The organism is Aeromonas sp. QDB17 (assembly GCF_027705305.1).
GTDB lineage: Bacteria > Pseudomonadota > Gammaproteobacteria > Enterobacterales > Aeromonadaceae > Aeromonas > Aeromonas caviae.
In genome coordinates this window covers 1-16,829 of sequence record NZ_JAPDBP010000001.1, presented here as the reverse complement: position 1 = coordinate 16,829, position 16,829 = coordinate 1, and the positions used below count along the sequence as shown (strand labels likewise).

Below are 16,829 nucleotides of genomic sequence, written 5' to 3'. Positions count from 1 at the left end.
CATTATTTGTACAATGCCGCCCCCTGACGTAGGTCAGCCGATAATTTATGAAGTGTGTGAGCTGAGGCCCCTGATGAGCGAAACAAAAACCAACCTGCTGGATCTCGACCGGGATGCCATGCGTGCCTTCTTCGTCGAGTTGGGCGAGAAGCCGTTCCGGGCAGACCAGATAATGAAGTGGATCTATCACTTCGGTTGTGATGATTTCGATCAGATGAGCAACGTCAACAAGGCGCTGCGCGAGCGGCTCAAGGCCATTGCCGAGATCCGTGCCCCCGAGATCAGCCGTGAACAGCGCTCCGCCGATGGCACCATCAAATGGGCGCTGCAGGTGGGCGATCAGGAGGTGGAGACCGTCTACATTCCGGAAGCGGACCGCGCTACCCTGTGCGTCTCCTCTCAGGTGGGCTGCGCCCTGGCGTGCACCTTCTGCTCCACCGCCCAGCAAGGGTTCAACCGCAACCTGAAAGTCTCCGAGATCATCGGTCAGGTGTGGCGTGCCGCCAAAGTGGTGGGTGGCAAGCGTCCCATCACCAACGTGGTGATGATGGGCATGGGTGAGCCGCTGCTCAACCTCGCCAACGTGGTACCGGCCATGAAGCTGATGATGGATGACTTCGGCTTCAGCATCTCCAAGCGCCGTGTCACTCTCTCCACCTCCGGTGTGGTGCCGGCGCTGGATATGCTGGGGGACCAGATCGACGTTGCCCTGGCCATCTCCCTGCATGCGCCGAACGATGCGCTTCGCTCCGAGATCATGCCGATCAACGACAAGTACAACATCGAAGCCTTCCTTGCCGGGGTACGTCGCTATCTGGCCAAGTCCAACGCTAACGGCGGCCGGGTGACCGTGGAGTATGTGCTGCTCGATCACATCAACGACGACATGCAGCATGCCCATGAGCTGGCCAAGGTCCTCAAGGAAACCCCTTGCAAGATCAACCTGATCCCGTTCAACCCCTTCCCGGGCAACCCGTTTGGCAAGCCGAGCAACAGCCGTATCGACCGTTTCTCCAAGGTGCTGATGGAATACGGCCTGACCGTCATCGTGCGCAAGACCCGTGGTGACGACATCGACGCCGCCTGTGGGCAGCTGGTGGGGGAGGTGATCGACCGCACCAAGCGCACCATGAAAAATCGGATGCAACAGGATGGGATTTCCGTCAAAATGGTTTAACTCCTAAGCCATTGTATAGACAGGAAATGGATATCCGTACATTGATCGTAGTGGCAGCGCTCTGTGCGCTGCCAGGCTGTGTCACAGAGACCACTTACGCTGGCCAGAATTCGACCCAGCGTGAAGTGGGTCCCGACCTCAAGGCTGCCGCCCAGACTCGTCTCGATCTGGGTATCCAGTATCTGCGCCAGGGCAATGCCGAGCAGGCCAAATTCAACCTCGACCGCGCCCTTCAGTACGATCCCAACAATCCTCAGGTCTACATCGGTTTTGCCTATTTCTACCAGCAGGTGTCGGATTTCAAGGCCGCCGAGGCGAGCTACAAGAAAGCGCTGGCCATGGATCCGTCCAATGCTGACGCGATGAACAACTATGGCGCCTTCCTCTGCAACCGTGGCCGCTTCGACGAAGCGGAAAAGGCGTTCTTGCAGGCCGTCAGTCAGCCCGATTACGTGAAGATCGCTGATACCTACGAAAATGCGGCGCTCTGCTCGATGCAAAATCACAGAAATGACAAGGCCGGCGAGTATTATCGTCTGGCCTTGGGGTATAATCCCCGCAATCCTAGGTTATTGCTGGACATGGCCGAGCTTTCCATGAAAGATGGCAAGCTTCCTGATGTCCAGTCTTACCTCGCGCGCTTTGCCGACGTGGCAGAGGAGAACGAGGAGAGCCTCTGGCTCCGGCTGCGGCTGGCCCAGGCCATGGACAAACCGGCATTACTTCACCAATTCGGGACTGAGCTGGTAAGGCAATATCCCACTTCGCAACAAGCCAAGCGTTACTTAGCCAATGACTACTGAACAGCCACACGATTTCCAAGACGACTCCCAGGCAGCGGGCCCAGGCCAGCTGCTGCGCAACGCCCGTGAACAGCTCGGCTGGACCCGGGAACAGGTTGCGTCCCGCATTCACCTTCGTCTGACCCTGATCGCCGCCATCGAAGCGGATACCTATGACAAGCACACGTCCCATACCTTCATTCGTGGCTATCTGCGGGCCTATGCCAAGCTCGTGGGCATCCCCGAGGAGACCATCCTCGCCGCTTACGAAAAGCTGGGACTGACTCCCCCCGACAACATCGACATGCAGAGCTTCTCCCGTCGCTCCCGCCAGCAGGCCAATGACAGCCGGCTCAAGGTGGTGACCTGGCTTGTGATCCTGGTGCTGATCGGGCTCTCCGTCGCCTGGTGGTGGCAGAGCACGGCGCGCCGCTCTGCCGGTGACGACGCCCTGGCGGCTACCGAGATGAGCGCGACCGTCAATACGCCGGAAGCGAATGTTGCCCCCGCCGTGGAGGTCGCCGAGCCCGTGCTGCCCGCAGCGTCCGATGCCGTGTCCACCCAGGTTGTGGTGAGCGGTGCCACCGCGACCCTGCCTGTGGTCGCTACGGATGCCAGCGCAGCCGTCCCGACGGACGTTTCCGGTGCGGTCTCGACTGCCGTGAGCACGACCACCGAGCCCGCCAAGGCGCCCCAGCTCAAGATGAGCTTCACCGCCGATTGCTGGCTGGACGTCAAGGATGCCAACGGCAAGACCCTGTTCAGCGGTCTGAAGAAGGCGAACGACGAACTGGTACTGGAAGGACCCGAGCCACTCAGATTCATCATTGGCGCGCCCATGGCGGTCAATCTCGAATATCAGGGCAAGTCCTTCGACATGAGCCGTTACAACAACGGCCGGACTGCCCGCTTCTCACTGCCGCAGGAGTAATCAGTCCGCCATGTCTGTTCACGAAAAGCCCGCACACGAATCACCCATCGTTCGTCGCAAATCCAGACAGATCATGGTCGGTAACGTGCCGGTTGGGGGCGATGCCCCCATCACGGTACAGACCATGACCAACACCAAGACCACGGACGTGGCCGCTACCGTCGAGCAGATCCAGCGGATCGAGCGGGTCGGCGCCGACATCGTCCGGGTCTCCGTCCCCACCATGGAGGCGGCGGAAGCGTTCAAGCTCATCAAGCAGCAGACCCGCATCCCCATCGTGGCCGACATCCACTTCGACTACCGCATCGCCCTCAAAGTGGCCGAGTACGGGGCCGACTGCCTGCGCATCAACCCGGGCAACATCGGCAACGAGGAGCGGGTGCGCGCCGTGGTGGACTGTGCCCGTCACTACAACATCCCCATCCGCATCGGCGTCAACGGCGGTTCCCTTGAGCGTGATCTCCAGGAGAAATACGGCGAGCCGACCCCGGAGGCGCTGCTGGAGTCCGCCATGCGCCACGTGGATTACCTGGATCGCCTCGACTTCCAGAACTTCAAGGTGAGCGTCAAGGCGTCCGATGTCTTCCTGGCGGTCGGAGCCTATCGCCTGCTGGCCAAGCAGATCGATCAACCCCTGCATCTGGGCATCACGGAAGCGGGCGGTTTTCGCGCCGGCGCGGTCAAGTCCGCCATCGGCCTTGGCATGTTGCTGAGCGAAGGGATTGGCGACACCCTGCGCATCTCCCTGGCCGCCGATCCGGTGGAAGAGGTGAAGGTGGGCTTCGACATCCTCAAATCCCTGCGCATCCGTTCCCGCGGCATCAACTTCATCGCCTGTCCCTCCTGCTCCCGTCAGGAGTTCGACGTCATCGGCACGGTCAATGCCCTGGAAGAGCGGCTCGAAGACATCATCACCCCGATGGATGTCTCCATCATCGGCTGTGTGGTGAACGGTCCGGGGGAGGCGCTGGTTTCCGATCTCGGCCTTGCGGGCGCCGCCAACAAGAGTGCCTTCTACGAGGGGGGCCAGCGGGTCGACCGGCTCGACAACAAGGATTTGATCCCGACCCTGGAGCGTCGCATCCGTGCCCGGGCCGCCATGCTGGATCCGGCCAACCAGATCCAGGTGGACAAGGGTTGAACCATGACGGGGCCACCTGGGGTGGCCCCGGCTTTAGGTTGTTGATTTTACATCCCGCATCCGGGCACCCGATTTTACCTCGGGGTCGAAAATCCCTATAATGCGGCCAAATTTTACCTCTTTTTCTCGAGTATCAACGTGGCAAAACAGATCCAAGCTATTCGCGGTATGAATGATTGCCTGCCGGAGCAGAGCCCGGTATGGCAGAAAGTAGAACAGATCCTGCGCCAGGTCGTGGCCAGCTATGGCTACAGCGAAGTGCGCATGCCCATCGTCGAGCAGACCCATCTGTTCAAGCGTGCCATCGGTGAAGTGACCGACGTGGTCGAAAAAGAGATGTACACCTTTGAAGACCGCAACGGCGACAGCCTGAGCCTGCGTCCGGAAGGGACCGCCAGTTGCGTGCGTGCCGGCATCGAGCACGGTCTGCTTTACAACCAGGAACGCCGGATGTGGTACATGGGGCCCATGTTCCGTCACGAGCGTCCCCAGAAAGGTCGCTATCGCCAGTTCCACCAGTTCGGGGTCGAGCTGTTCGGCATCAACGGGCCGGACATCGATGCCGAGCTCATCATGTTGACCCACCGCCTGTGGCGTCTGTTCGGGATCAGCGATCACGTGACCCTGCAGCTCAATACCCTCGGTCAGAGCAGCGAACGTGCCGCCTATCGCGATGCGCTGGTGGCCTATCTGGAGCAGTACAAGGAGCAGCTGGACGAAGAGAGCCAGCGCCGCATGTACAGCAACCCCCTGCGGGTGCTCGACTCCAAAGACGAAAAAGTGCAGGCCATCCTGTCGGGTGCCCCCCGTCTGTTCGACCACCTGGGCGAAGAGAGCCTGGCTCATTTTGAAGGGCTCAAGCGCCTGCTCACGGCGGCCGGCATCCAGTTCGAGGTGAACGAGCGTCTGGTGCGCGGCCTCGACTACTACAACCTGACCGTGTTCGAGTGGGTGACCAACAGCCTGGGTGCCCAGGGCACCGTCTGTGCCGGTGGTCGCTACGACGGCCTGGTGGAGCAGCTCGGTGGCCAGCCGACCCCGGCGGTGGGCTTTGCCATGGGCATGGAGCGTCTGGTACTGATGCTTGAAACCCTCGAACTCAATGCTGACATCCGCCCGGCGGTGGATGTCTATCTCTGCATGGTGGGTGAGGGGACCGAGCAGGCTGGCTTGGCCCTGGCCGAGCGCCTGCGCGATGCCCTGCCGGACTTGCGCCTCATGAGCCACTGCGGCGGCGGCAATTTCAAGAAACAACTCAAGCGTGCCGACAAGAGCGGCGCGGCCATTGCCCTGATCCTTGGGGAGACCGAGGTGCAAAGCGGGGAGATCACCATCAAATATCTGCGTGGCCAGGCCGAGCAACAGACCGTCTCGGTCGATGCCGCCATCGCCCTGCTGGCAGCGAAAGGAGAGTAAGCTGTGGAAGTGTATACCACTGAAGAACAACAGGTTGAGGTCATCAAGAACTGGTGGAAAGAGAACGGCACCTCGGTGATCGCCGGGACCGTGATCGGTCTGGTCGGCCTCTTTGGCTGGCGCTACTACAACGAGATGCAGCAGAACAACCAGGAAGCCGCCTCCCAGGCTTACAACGAGATGACCGCCCAGCTCGCCAAGGGGGACGACGCCGCCCTGGAGCTGGCAAAGAGCTTCATTACCGCTCACAAGGGTGACGCCTATGCCGAGCTGGCCGCCTTGCAACTGGCTGCGGCCGCCGTCAAGGCGGGCAAGCTGGATCTGGCTGCCGAGCAGCTGACCCAGGTGGCCGCCAGTGGCGACGACAGCATCAAGCCCATCGCCGCCCTGCGTCTGGCCCGGGTCCTGAGCGATCAGGGCAAGGCAGACGAGGCCCTGGCCCAGCTTGGCAAGATCAACAACGACGCCTTCAAGGCCCAGGTGGCGGAAGTGCGCGGCGATATCCTGCAAAAGCAGGGCAAGGCCGAAGAAGCGCGCGATGCCTATCAGGCGGCGGCGGATGCCGGCGGCCTGCAGAGCAGCGCCGAACTCAAGCTGAAGATGGATGATCTGGCGCTGCCAGCCGTCACTGCGGGCGAGGCTCCGGATGCGTAATCTGTACAAGCGAATGGCGCTGGGGGTGGCTGTCTCCTTCGCCTTGCAGGGGTGCTCCCTGTTCAGTTCGGAAGAAGATCTCAACCCCATGGCACCCCTGCCCAAGGTCGAGTCCGCGTTCACTGCCGATACCGCCTGGTCCTCCTCGGTCGGGGATGGCATCGGCGACTTCTACTCCCAGCTCAAGCCGGTGGTGGAAGAGGACCGCATCTATGCAGCGGCCCGCGATGGCGATGTGACCGCCTTCGAGCGCGAGAGCGGCAAGGAGCTGTGGAGCGTGGATCTGGCGGATCTGCCCATCAACGCCGACAAGCGCAGCGCCCGTCTCTCCGGCGGCCTGGTCTCCCGCTACGGCAAGCTGTTCCTCGGGTCCGAAAACGGGGTGGTCTACGCCCTGAACGAGGCCAACGGCGAAGTGCTGTGGCAGACCACGGTGCCGGGTGAAGTGGTGGCGAGCCCCGCCGTCGAGGATGGCCGCGTGGTGGTGCTGACCACCTCCGGTCGTCTGGTGGCGCTCGATACCGACGAGGGCAAGCTGCAGTGGACCCTGTCCGAAGAGCAGCCGCCCCTGACCCTGCGCAGTGCCGGCGCCCCCATCATCACCAACGGTGCCGTCATCTATGGCCGCGCCGATGGCAAGGTGGGCATCGCTCTGCTGAGCAACGGCCAGCCGGTGCGTCAATCCAAGGTGGCTGACCCGCGCGGCGCCACCGAACTGGATCGGATGGTGGACGTCGATGCCAGCCCGCTGATTGCCGGTGATGAGCTCTACGCCATCGCCTACAACGGCCAGTTGATGGCGCGCAAGCTGATGAGCGGCGACGAAGTGTGGAAGCGCAAGTATTCCGGTTATCGCGATATGGCGGTGACCGGCAATGCCATCGTGCTGACCGACAGCCGCAGCCATCTGTTTGCGGTCGATCGTCGCAACGGTCTCGAGCTGTGGTCCAACACTCAGCTGGAAAACCGCACCGTGACCGCCCCCGTCATCCTGGGTGACTATGTGGTGGTCGGCGATGTGGAAGGTTACCTGTATTGGCTGGACCGTACCGACGGGACCATCAAGGCCATGCAGCAGCTCGACAGCAGTGGTCTCTATGCCGCTCCGCTGGTGGAGGGTGACACCCTGTATGTGCAGAGCCGTGACGGCAAGTTGTACGCCCTCAAGCGTCCTTGATCGTCCGATAATGTGAATATCCGGCTCCTGGTCTTCGGACCCGGAGCCTTTGTCGTCTTGAGAATGAGGCTTTTATGACTCCTGTAGTTGCCCTGGTGGGCCGCCCCAACGTGGGGAAATCCACCCTGTTTAACCGCCTGACCCGTACCCGGGATGCCCTGGTTGCCGACTTCCCCGGCCTGACCCGGGACCGCAAATATGGCCAGGCGAAGCTGGGCGAGCTGGAATTTATCGTGGTCGATACCGGCGGTATCGATGGCACCGAGGAGGGGATCGAGCTGAAGATGGCCGAGCAGTCCCTGCTGGCCATCGAAGAGGCCGATGTGGTGCTCTTCATGGTGGATGCGCGTGCCGGTCTGACCGCGGCGGATCAGGCCATCGCCGAGCACCTGCGCAAGACCCACAAGAAGGTGTTTCTGGTGGCCAACAAGACCGACGGCATCGACGGTGACTCCGCGGTGTCCGAGTTCTACGGTCTGGCCCTGGGCGAGGTCTACCAGATGGCGGCCGCCCACGGCCGTGGCGTACTGAGCCTGCTGGAGCTGGCCCTGGCCCCCCACCTCGAGACCCTGGTCGGCTCTGCCACCGAGGCACAAGAGGAAGAGGAGCTGGAGGAGTTCGACGAAGAGGCCCTGCTGCGCATGGTGGCTGCCGGTGAGCTCGACACCCGGGAAGACACCAAGGAGACGCCGTTCGCCGACCTGCCCATCAAGTTCGCTATCGTCGGTCGTCCCAACGTCGGCAAGTCGACCCTGACCAACCGGATGCTGGGTGAAGATCGGGTCATCGTCTACGACATGCCGGGTACCACCCGCGACTCCGTCTACATCCCCATGGAGCGCGACGATCAGAAATACGTGGTCATCGACACCGCCGGCGTGCGTCGCCGTGGCAAGGTGCACGAGACGGTGGAGAAGTTCTCCGTCATCAAGACGCTCAAGGCGATTGAAGATGCCAACGTCTGCCTGCTGGTCATTGACGCCCGGGAGACCATCACGGATCAGGACTTGAGCATCCTCGGCTTCGTGCTCAACAGCGGCCGCTCCGTGGTACTGGTGGTCAACAAGTGGGACGGCCTGGATCAGAAGGTGAAAGAGGACGTCAAGAACGAGCTGGACAGACGTCTGGGCTTCATCGACTTCGCCCGGGTGCACTTCATCTCCGCCCTGCACGGCAGTGGCGTCGGTCACCTGTTCGAATCCATCAACGAGGCTTACGAGTCCGCGACCCGCCGCACCAGCACCGCCATGCTGACCCGCATCATGCAGATGGCCCAGGAAGATCACCAGCCGCCCATGGTGAACGGTCGCCGGGTCAAGCTGAAGTATGCCCACGCCGGTGGCTACAACCCGCCGCGCATCGTGATCCACGGCAACCAGTTGAACGACCTGCCGGATTCCTACAAGCGCTACCTCATCAACTACTTCCGCAAGTCGTTGAAGATCATGGGGACCCCGATCCGGGTGGAGTTCCAGGAGTCGGTCAACCCGTTCGAGGGCAAGAAGAACACCCTGACCCTGAGCCAGGAGCGCCAGCGCAAGCGCCTGCTCAAGGCCAAAGCGAAGAAATAAAGCCCTGCGGCTGCCCTTACCGGCAGCCGTTTTTCTTGGTGGCCCTCTTCAGGGCAGACAAACCGGGGGAGGGGCTGCGGGTAATGCCGGTGCACAGTGACGTAAAGAGGAGAAGAGAATGAACACGCTGACCTGCCCTGCCTGTCAGGGCGAACTGGACAGCCGCAGCCGCGAGACGACGTGTGGCCAATGTCAGGCCCGTTATCGCATCCGGGCCCTGTGTCCTGCCTGCGGGCAGGAGCTGGAGCGGCTTCGGGCTTGCGGCGCGGTGGATTATTTTTGCAACCACTGCAACACCCTGGTCTCCAAACGCACCGTTCTGTTCGAGGCGCAGCCTGACCAGGCATAAAAAAACCCGGCTGATGCCGGGTTTATACTGTGTGCTCCGCTATCAGCAGCGTGAAGGAGCGGTTTCTGTGCCAGATCTTGCGTTTCATGTCGGCCAGCTTGAGCTTGCGTCTCGGGCTCCAGGCACATTTGGTTTTTCGGGCCAACATGGCTCTTCTGCGTGCTCGCATCCTGTTCTCCTCCCTGGTCTTGCGTGGGGCCGAAAGGGCCCTTGGCAGGAACTGCAACGCAATGAATACATTGCAATAAGTTCGCTCCAGCGCCCCTCGTATACCCAAGGATGGTAACAGAGAACAGAGCAGGAAAACACACCCCCCGGCGAGGCTAGGGGGTGATGATCTGTTTGACCACTTCGGCGATGATGGCCGGATGCTGCGCCGGCACGTCCGGCTCGCTGCTGTCGTCCTCGTCCAGCTCCTCCCGACGATGGGCCTTCTGCTGTTCGTTGTCGAGCCAGAGCAGGCTCTGGTAGTACTGGCGCACGTTGTTGACATAGTTGCGCGCCTCGCCGCCACGGGCATAGCCATAGCGTACCTTGCGATGCCAGCGTGACTGCTGCAGCAGCGGCAACACCTCTTTCACGTCGCTCCAGGCGTCCGGGTTCTTGCCCAGCTCCTTGGTCAGGCGGCGGGCATCCATCATGTGGCCGTAGCCGATGTTGTAGGCGGTGAGGGCAAACCACACTTTCTCGTCCGCCGGGACCGAGTCGGGCACCTTCGCCATCATCTCCTGCAGGTAGCGGGCGCCCCCCTTGATGCTCTCTTCCGGGTGGGTGCGATCGTTTACCCCCATCGCCTTGGCGGTCGGACCGGTGAGCATCATCATGCCACGCACCCCGGTGTAGGAGCGTGCCTGGGGATCCCAGTGGGATTCCTGATAGCTGATGGCGGCCAGCAGCCGCCAGTCGATATCCTTGGCGTGGGTCTGGAACAGCGCCTGGTACTTGGGCAGCAGGCTCTTGGCCCGTTGCAGGAAGGTACGGGTGTCGACGAAATCGAAGTTCTGCACGTGGCCGAAGTACTTCTCGTCGAGCTTGGCGATGGCGCCATCCATGAAGCGCTGACCGAAGAAGTCGATGATGCTGGCGTAGAGGCTGTCGTCGGGCAGCTTGGTCATGGCCCAGGCCACGGTCTGCTTGCTGGCGAGGGTCAAACCTTCGGTGAGTTCGGGGTAGTAGCGCTGGGTACGAGCCAGTATGGTGTCCTGCACCACGGTGTAGTCCACCTTGCCGTCGGCCACCTGCTTGAGCAGTTCCTCCACGTCCGCATCCCGATTGGTGCTCCATTTCAGGTTGGGGTACTGCTTGGCCAGCTCCTTCATCAGGTCCTCGCCGGTGGAGCCCGCCGGCACCACTATGCTGCCTTTGATGTCACCAAGGTTCTTGGGCCTGGAGGAGCCGTTGCGATAGACCAGCTTGGGGGAGACCTGGTAGAAGCCAGGGCCGAAGCGGAACAGCTTGCGCCGCTCCGGGGTCACGACGATGGCGGCGGCGGCGAGATCCAGCTTGCCCTTTTGCAGTTGCTCGACCAGCTCGGCGGTGCTGTAGGCCGGTACTATGGTCAGCTTGACCCCCAGCCAGTCGGCGTAAAGCTGCGCCAGCTCGTAGTCGAACCCCAGTGCGGTGTCGTCACGCTGGTAATAGGAAGTGGGGCCATAGAGGGTGCCAACCCGGATCTCGCCTCGCTGGCGGATCTGCTCCAGCTGGCTGGAGGGGTGATAGAAGTCGCAACCGGCCAGGGCCAGCGTCAACATCATCCCGATGAACAGTCGAAAAATGCAGCGCAAGTAGGTGAGTACCCTTGTTGAAAAAATCGGCATTTGTCAAAAAAGAGGCACCTTTATACCAGAGAGTATGAAGGGAGTCACACCGCGCGAGATGAGAAAAACGTTTGTTCAGGATGGGCCTGATCCCTATAATACGCGCGTCTCAAATCCCCCCACACTCTAAAACTTGGTGAGAAAGGTATATGGAAATCTTGCGTGGTGCCCCAGCACTGTCTGAGTTTCGTGTCCACAAGCTGCTGCAGAGCTGCGCACAGAGAGGAGTAGAGATAGCAAGCGTCTATGCGGAATACGTGCATTTTGCCGAGCTGACGAGCCCGCTGTCGCCCCCCGAGCGAGCGACCTTGGGCCAGCTTCTGCGCTACGGCCCGACCATCCCGGAACACACCCCCAGCGGTCAGCTGTTCCTCGTTACCCCCCGCCCCGGCACTATCTCCCCCTGGTCTTCCAAAGCAACCGACATCGCCCACAACTGCGGCCTGAAACAGGTCAAGCGGCTGGAGCGCGGCATTGCCTATTACGTGCAGGCCAAGGGTGAGCTGAGCGTGGCCCAGCGTAGCGAGATCGCGGCCCTGCTGCACGATCGCATGATGGAAGTGGTCTTTGCCGAGATGAACGAGGCCGCCGCCCTGTTTGCTCACCACGAGCCGCGCCCCTTTACCCAGGTAGATGTGCTGGGTGGTGGTCGCGCCGCCCTGGCAGAGGCCAACGTGACCCTGGGTCTGGCCCTGGCCGATGACGAAATAGATTACCTGGTGACCAACTTCACCCGGCTGGGCCGCAATCCCAACGACATCGAGCTCTACATGTTTGCCCAGGCGAACTCCGAGCATTGCCGTCACAAGATCTTCAACGCCGACTGGACCATCGACGGCGAACAGCAGCCCAAGTCGCTGTTCAAGATGATCAAGAACACCTTCGAGCAGACGCCGGATCATGTCCTGTCTGCCTACAAAGACAACGCCGCGGTGATGGAAGGCAGCCAGGGTGGCCGCTTCTTCCCGAGCCCCGCCAACGGTGAGTACCAGTATCACCAGGAGCGCGTCGACATCCTGATGAAGGTGGAGACCCACAACCACCCGACCGCCATCTCTCCCTTCCCGGGTGCCGCCACCGGCTCCGGCGGCGAAATCCGCGACGAGGGTGCGACAGGCCGTGGCGCCAAACCCAAGGCGGGCCTGGTGGGCTTCTCCGTCTCCAACCTGCGCATCCCCGGTTTCGAGCAGCCCTGGGAGCAGGACTTCGGCAAGCCGAGCCGCATCGTCAGCGCCTTTGACATCATGCAGGAAGGGCCCCTTGGCGGCGCCGCCTTCAACAACGAATTCGGTCGCCCTGCCATCCTGGGTTACTTCCGCACCTTCGAAGAGCAGGTGCCGAGCCACAACGGCGTCGAGGTGCGCGGCTACCACAAGCCCATCATGCTGGCGGGCGGTATCGGCAACATCCGCAGCGAGCACGTCCAGAAAGGGGAGATCCCGGTGGGGGCGGCCCTCATCGTGCTGGGTGGTCCGGCCATGAACATCGGCCTGGGTGGCGGCGCAGCCTCCTCCATGGCGTCCGGTCAGTCTGCCGAAGATCTCGACTTCGCCTCCGTGCAGCGTGACAACCCCGAGATGGAGCGTCGTTGCCAGGAAGTGATCGACCGCTGCTGGCAACTGGGGGACGACAACCCCATCGTCTTCATCCACGACGTGGGCGCCGGTGGTCTCTCCAACGCCATGCCGGAGCTGGTGAGCGACGGGGATCGCGGTGGTCGCTTCGACCTGCGTGCCATCCCGAACGACGAGCCGGGCATGAGCCCGCTGGAAGTCTGGTGCAACGAATCCCAGGAGCGCTATGTGCTGGCCGTGGCCCAAGACAAGCTGCCTCTGTTCAAGGCCTTGTGCGAGCGCGAACGCGCCCCCTATGCCGTCATCGGCACCGCCACCGAAGAGAAGCATCTCACTCTCTCTGATGATCACTTTGACAACCAGCCCATCGATCTGCCGCTGGACGTGCTGCTTGGCAAGGCGCCCAAGATGCACCGCGACGTGCAGAGCCTGCCCGCCCAGGGCAAGGCGCTGCAACTGGACGGCATCACCCTCAGCGACGCCGCCGAGCGCGTGCTGCGCCTGCCGACCGTGGCGGAGAAGTCCTTCCTCATCACCATCGGCGATCGCACCGTAACGGGCCTCGTCAACCGCGACCAGATGGTCGGCCCCTGGCAGATCCCGGTGGCTGACTGCGCCGTCACCGCCGCGACCTACGACAGCTACCACGGTGAAGCCATGTCCATGGGCGAGCGCACCCCGGTGGCGCTGCTCTCTCATGCCGCCTCCGCCCGCATGGCGGTGGCCGAGGCCCTGACCAACCTGGCTCCGGCCAATATCGGCTCCCTCAAGCGGGTCAAGCTCTCCGCCAACTGGATGTCCGCAGCCGGTCACCCGGGTGAAGATGCGGGCCTCTACGAGGCGGTGAAGGCGGTGGGCGAGGAGCTCTGCCCGGCCCTTGGCATCACCATCCCGGTGGGCAAGGACTCCATGTCCATGAAGACCCGCTGGCAGCAGGACGGGGAAGAGCGCAGCGTCACCTCGCCGCTCTCCCTGCTCATCTCCGCCTTTGCCCGGGTCGAGGACGTGCGCAATACCGTGACCCCGCAACTGCGCACCGATCTCGGTGAGACCGACCTTATCCTCATCGACCTTGGCAACGGCAAGCAGCGCCTCGGCGCCTCGGCCCTGGCCCAGGTCTATCGCCAGCTTGGGCAAAGCGCCCCGGATCTGGACAACCCGGTCCAGCTCAAGGGCTTCTTCAACGCCATCCAGGCGCTGGTGGCGGATCGCAAGCTGATTGCCTACCACGACCGCTCCGACGGCGGCCTCTTCGTCACCCTGACCGAGATGGCGTTTGCCGGTCACTGCGGCCTCGACATCCAGCTCGATCGCGTGGGTGGCGACCTGCTGCCGGCCCTGTTCAACGAGGAGCTGGGTGCCGTCATCCAGGTTCGTCGCGAAGACAAGGAAGCGGTGCTGACCCTGCTGGCCGGTCACGGTCTGGCAGCCTGCTCCCACGTGCTGGGCACGGTGCGCGAAGACGACCTCATCCTGTTCCAGCGTGCCGGCAGCGAGGTTTATCGCGCCAGCCGCACCGCCCTTCGCACCATCTGGGGCGAGACCAGCTGGCAGATGCAGCGCCTGCGGGACAACCCGGAGTGCGCCGATCAGGAGCATGCCACCCGCCAGGACGCCACCGATCCGGGTCTGCAGGCCAGGCTCACCTACAACCCGTCCGACGACGTGGCCGCGCCCTATATCGCTCGCGGGGTTTCTCCCCGTCTGGCGGTGCTGCGCGAGCAGGGGGTCAACTCCCACGTGGAGATGGCGGCCGCCTTTGACCGCGCCGGCTTCACCGCTGTCGACGTGCACATGAGCGACATCCTCGAGGGGCGCATCAAGCTGGAAGATTTCCAGACCCTGGTGGCCTGTGGCGGCTTCTCCTACGGCGACGTGCTGGGGGCGGGGGAAGGCTGGGCCAAGTCCATCCTGTTCAACGACAACGCCCGTGAGCAGTTCCAGCGCTTCTTCGAGCGCGGCGATACCCTCTCCCTGGGGGTGTGCAACGGCTGCCAGATGATGTCCAACCTGCGCGACCTCATCCCGGGGGCCGATCTCTGGCCGCGCTTCGTGCGCAACCGCTCCGAGCGCTTCGAGGCGCGCTTCAGCCTGGTGGAAGTGCAGGACTCCCCGTCCGCCTTCTTCGCCGGGATGGCGGGCTCCGTGATGCCGATTGCCGTCTCCCACGGGGAAGGGCGCGTGGAAGTGCGCGATGCCGCTCACCTGGCTGCGCTGCAACAGAGCGGTCTGGTGGGGCTGCGTTTCGTGGACAACCGCGGCAACGTCACCGTGCAATACCCGGCCAACCCCAACGGCTCCCCTGACGGTATCACCGCGGTGACCAGTGCGGACGGCCGCGCCACCATCATGATGCCGCACCCGGAGCGGGTGTTCCGCACCGTGGCCAACTCCTGGCACCCGGACAACTGGGGCGAGGATGGCGCCTGGATGCGCATGTTCCGCAATGCTCGGGTTCGCCTGGGCTAAGCGCCAGCAAGAAACCAAAAACCGGCCCCAGTGGCCGGTTTTTTTATGGGCGAGTGAGTTGTCGATGCTGAAAGCGTCGAAGAACTGTGGCCCATAGAGCACTGACAGGAATAAGGGACTCCAATTACTTGGTAAAGTATCCCTTCCGAATTACACAGGGAAAATCGATACATAACAGGACCTTGGAAGGAGCTTTAAATGGAATCGCCACTTAAGGTTTTGTGCATTTATAGGGATGAACAATGAGCTGCGACGCGCTACTCTTCATCACGAGCACAGTATCTTTGACGATCCTTAATAGACTGTTTTTCAATGTACTGTTAAGGAGAACGCTGGCAGATATGTCCATTAACCCGAGCACAGGACCTTAATATGCGCGCAATGAAAATAATGCCAATCGCACTTCTTGCTTTATGTATGTGCTCACTGGTTGCCTGTTCCGGGCTATCGGGTGATCCGTATTTCAGCTCAAAGCAAAAAAGTATCGAGGTCAATGGATGTGAGTTTGAAGCTATTATATATGTCTATTCCATAGAGACGAGCATCCCCCCGATTGAACACAAATACACTGCATGGTCTGGGTCTTGCCAAGATGGGCATATGATAGGGCCGGGTTATCTCGACGTCAGCATGGGGAAATTCAAGCGGAGAGAATTTTCAGTTTTCAAACCAGGAAAGCCACGCCCCTATTTCATCACGTTGTCTAAGTTGATTACTCATGATGGCAAGAACTTTGTTGAGGGAAAAGACTACGCTCAATATACAAAGCAATTTATCAGCTCATTCAGGGGGCTCGGCTCAGATGATAGATTTGAGCTGCCACTTACCGAGGCAGAATGCCTGGCGATCGACGATTGCAAGGTTGTTCACGACGCATATTTTGCCACGATTAGCGACGAACAGAAAAGTTTTGCTAACACCTCTTCCGCGGAGATGGTTGCCCAACACAAGCGCGGCATTGAGGAGCAACGTCGCCATGATGCGATTGCTAAGGCCGAGATTGCACGGATCAATCAGGAAGTCGACGATGAACGCAGGGCCGAGAAACAACGGTGGCGTGATGAACGGGCAGCCGTAGAAGCTAACACGCCAGATGTCACTGATGAACTTGTCACTGGACTAACCGCCATTACGGCTGCTTCTGGTCAGAAAGATACGACTAACGCGCTCGTCACTGGCCTAACAGCCGTCATTGCCGCATCTGATCAGAATGTTGCTCCCATTTCACGTTCTACTTCGAGTGTTCCGGCGCAGCCGTCAGTGAATGATGGAAATAATACTTCTGCTGCTGGCGGTCATGGCATCGGTAAGTACAAAGCGCCGAAAGTGGCTTGTGATGACCATGCTTTGGGGATCGAGATGGACAAACACTCTGCCACTATCAACGAGGGGCGAGGGATTTGTGACAATGCAAAAGCAGCGGCGAAACTTTATGAGTTCTATGCAAATTTGCTGGAAGCCAGTTGCCCCAAAAAAACAGCCGAGGTGGTACAGGCGCGTGAAGCGGTTGAGTCTGCCAAAGAAACGATCCGTGGCAGTTGCGCTGATTTCAACTATTAATTAAAAAAGACGTTCTCGAAGAAATAAAAACCCGTCCCCGTTGCTTGGGTGTCGGGTTTTTATATTTATTGCTCAGGCTCTTGCCCCCCCTTCACGCCAGCCATGCCGTTCAGCTTGGTTCACTCTCTGGCCTCATACCAATCAGATTAAAGATGTGATCTAATTGCTCTATTCTGGTTTCACTGTACTCAGTATGTCCGATCCAATCGAT

General features: G+C 61.1%; 12 protein-coding genes. 11 read left to right on the top strand and 1 reads right to left on the bottom strand.

The window, feature by feature from the left end; all coding sequences use genetic code 11:
- Nucleotides 1-73: 73 nt before the first annotated feature.
- From OKC41_RS00060 to OKC41_RS00020, 9 genes are all read left to right on the top strand, one after another.
- Nucleotides 74-1,177: a bifunctional tRNA (adenosine(37)-C2)-methyltransferase TrmG/ribosomal RNA large subunit methyltransferase RlmN gene (locus OKC41_RS00060; protein WP_010675052.1), complete on the top strand. Its 1,104-nt coding sequence runs from the start codon at nucleotides 74-76 to the stop codon at nucleotides 1,175-1,177.
- Between the two features lie 11 nt (nucleotides 1,178-1,188).
- On the top strand, nucleotides 1,189-1,980 hold the full coding sequence (gene tapF, locus OKC41_RS00055; protein ID WP_080768047.1) for a PilW family type IVa pilus biogenesis/stability lipoprotein TapF: 792 nt from the start codon (nucleotides 1,189-1,191) through the stop codon (nucleotides 1,978-1,980).
- The gene (locus tag OKC41_RS00050; protein ID WP_201893753.1) at nucleotides 1,970-2,890 is read left to right on the top strand and encodes a RodZ domain-containing protein; all 921 of its coding nucleotides are present in this window, start codon (nucleotides 1,970-1,972) and stop codon (nucleotides 2,888-2,890) included. The genes tapF and OKC41_RS00050 overlap by 11 nt, the downstream gene beginning before the upstream one ends.
- A 10-nt stretch (nucleotides 2,891-2,900) precedes the next feature.
- On the top strand, nucleotides 2,901-4,031 hold the full coding sequence (gene ispG / locus OKC41_RS00045) for a flavodoxin-dependent (E)-4-hydroxy-3-methylbut-2-enyl-diphosphate synthase (protein ID WP_010675049.1): 1,131 nt from the start codon (nucleotides 2,901-2,903) through the stop codon (nucleotides 4,029-4,031).
- Nucleotides 4,032-4,169: 138 nt separating this feature from the next.
- The gene (gene hisS / locus OKC41_RS00040) at nucleotides 4,170-5,447 is read left to right on the top strand and encodes a histidine--tRNA ligase (RefSeq protein ID WP_201893754.1); all 1,278 of its coding nucleotides are present in this window, start codon (nucleotides 4,170-4,172) and stop codon (nucleotides 5,445-5,447) included.
- Nucleotides 5,448-5,450: 3 nt separating this feature from the next.
- Entirely contained in the window at nucleotides 5,451-6,101 is a 651-nt protein-coding gene (locus tag OKC41_RS00035; RefSeq protein WP_041215021.1) for a tetratricopeptide repeat protein, read from the top strand.
- Nucleotides 6,094-7,278, top strand: a complete 1,185-nt coding sequence (gene bamB, locus OKC41_RS00030; RefSeq protein ID WP_029314685.1) for an outer membrane protein assembly factor BamB — start codon at nucleotides 6,094-6,096, stop codon at nucleotides 7,276-7,278. Before OKC41_RS00035 ends, bamB begins: the two co-directional genes overlap by 8 nt.
- A 74-nt stretch (nucleotides 7,279-7,352) precedes the next feature.
- Complete coding sequence (gene der / locus OKC41_RS00025) at nucleotides 7,353-8,849, top strand: ribosome biogenesis GTPase Der (RefSeq protein ID WP_010675045.1); 1,497 nt, start codon at nucleotides 7,353-7,355, stop codon at nucleotides 8,847-8,849.
- 118 nt (nucleotides 8,850-8,967) lie between these two features.
- On the top strand, nucleotides 8,968-9,198 hold the full coding sequence (locus OKC41_RS00020; protein WP_042016649.1) for a zinc ribbon domain-containing protein: 231 nt from the start codon (nucleotides 8,968-8,970) through the stop codon (nucleotides 9,196-9,198).
- Nucleotides 9,199-9,521: 323 nt separating this feature from the next.
- On the opposite strand, the gene mltF is transcribed toward OKC41_RS00020, so the two are convergent.
- Complete coding sequence (gene mltF / locus OKC41_RS00015; RefSeq protein WP_201893756.1) at nucleotides 9,522-11,015, bottom strand: membrane-bound lytic murein transglycosylase MltF; 1,494 nt, start codon at nucleotides 11,013-11,015, stop codon at nucleotides 9,522-9,524.
- Between the two features lie 149 nt (nucleotides 11,016-11,164).
- Here mltF and purL point away from each other — a divergent pair, with 149 nt between their 5' ends.
- Both purL and OKC41_RS00005 read left to right on the top strand, forming a co-directional pair.
- Nucleotides 11,165-15,058 (top strand): phosphoribosylformylglycinamidine synthase, encoded by a 3,894-nt coding sequence (gene purL / locus OKC41_RS00010; RefSeq protein WP_113070128.1) that lies wholly within the window; start codon nucleotides 11,165-11,167, stop codon nucleotides 15,056-15,058.
- 372 nt (nucleotides 15,059-15,430) lie between these two features.
- Nucleotides 15,431-16,618: a hypothetical protein gene (locus OKC41_RS00005; protein ID WP_201893757.1), complete on the top strand. Its 1,188-nt coding sequence runs from the start codon at nucleotides 15,431-15,433 to the stop codon at nucleotides 16,616-16,618.
- Nucleotides 16,619-16,829 lie beyond the last annotated feature (211 nt).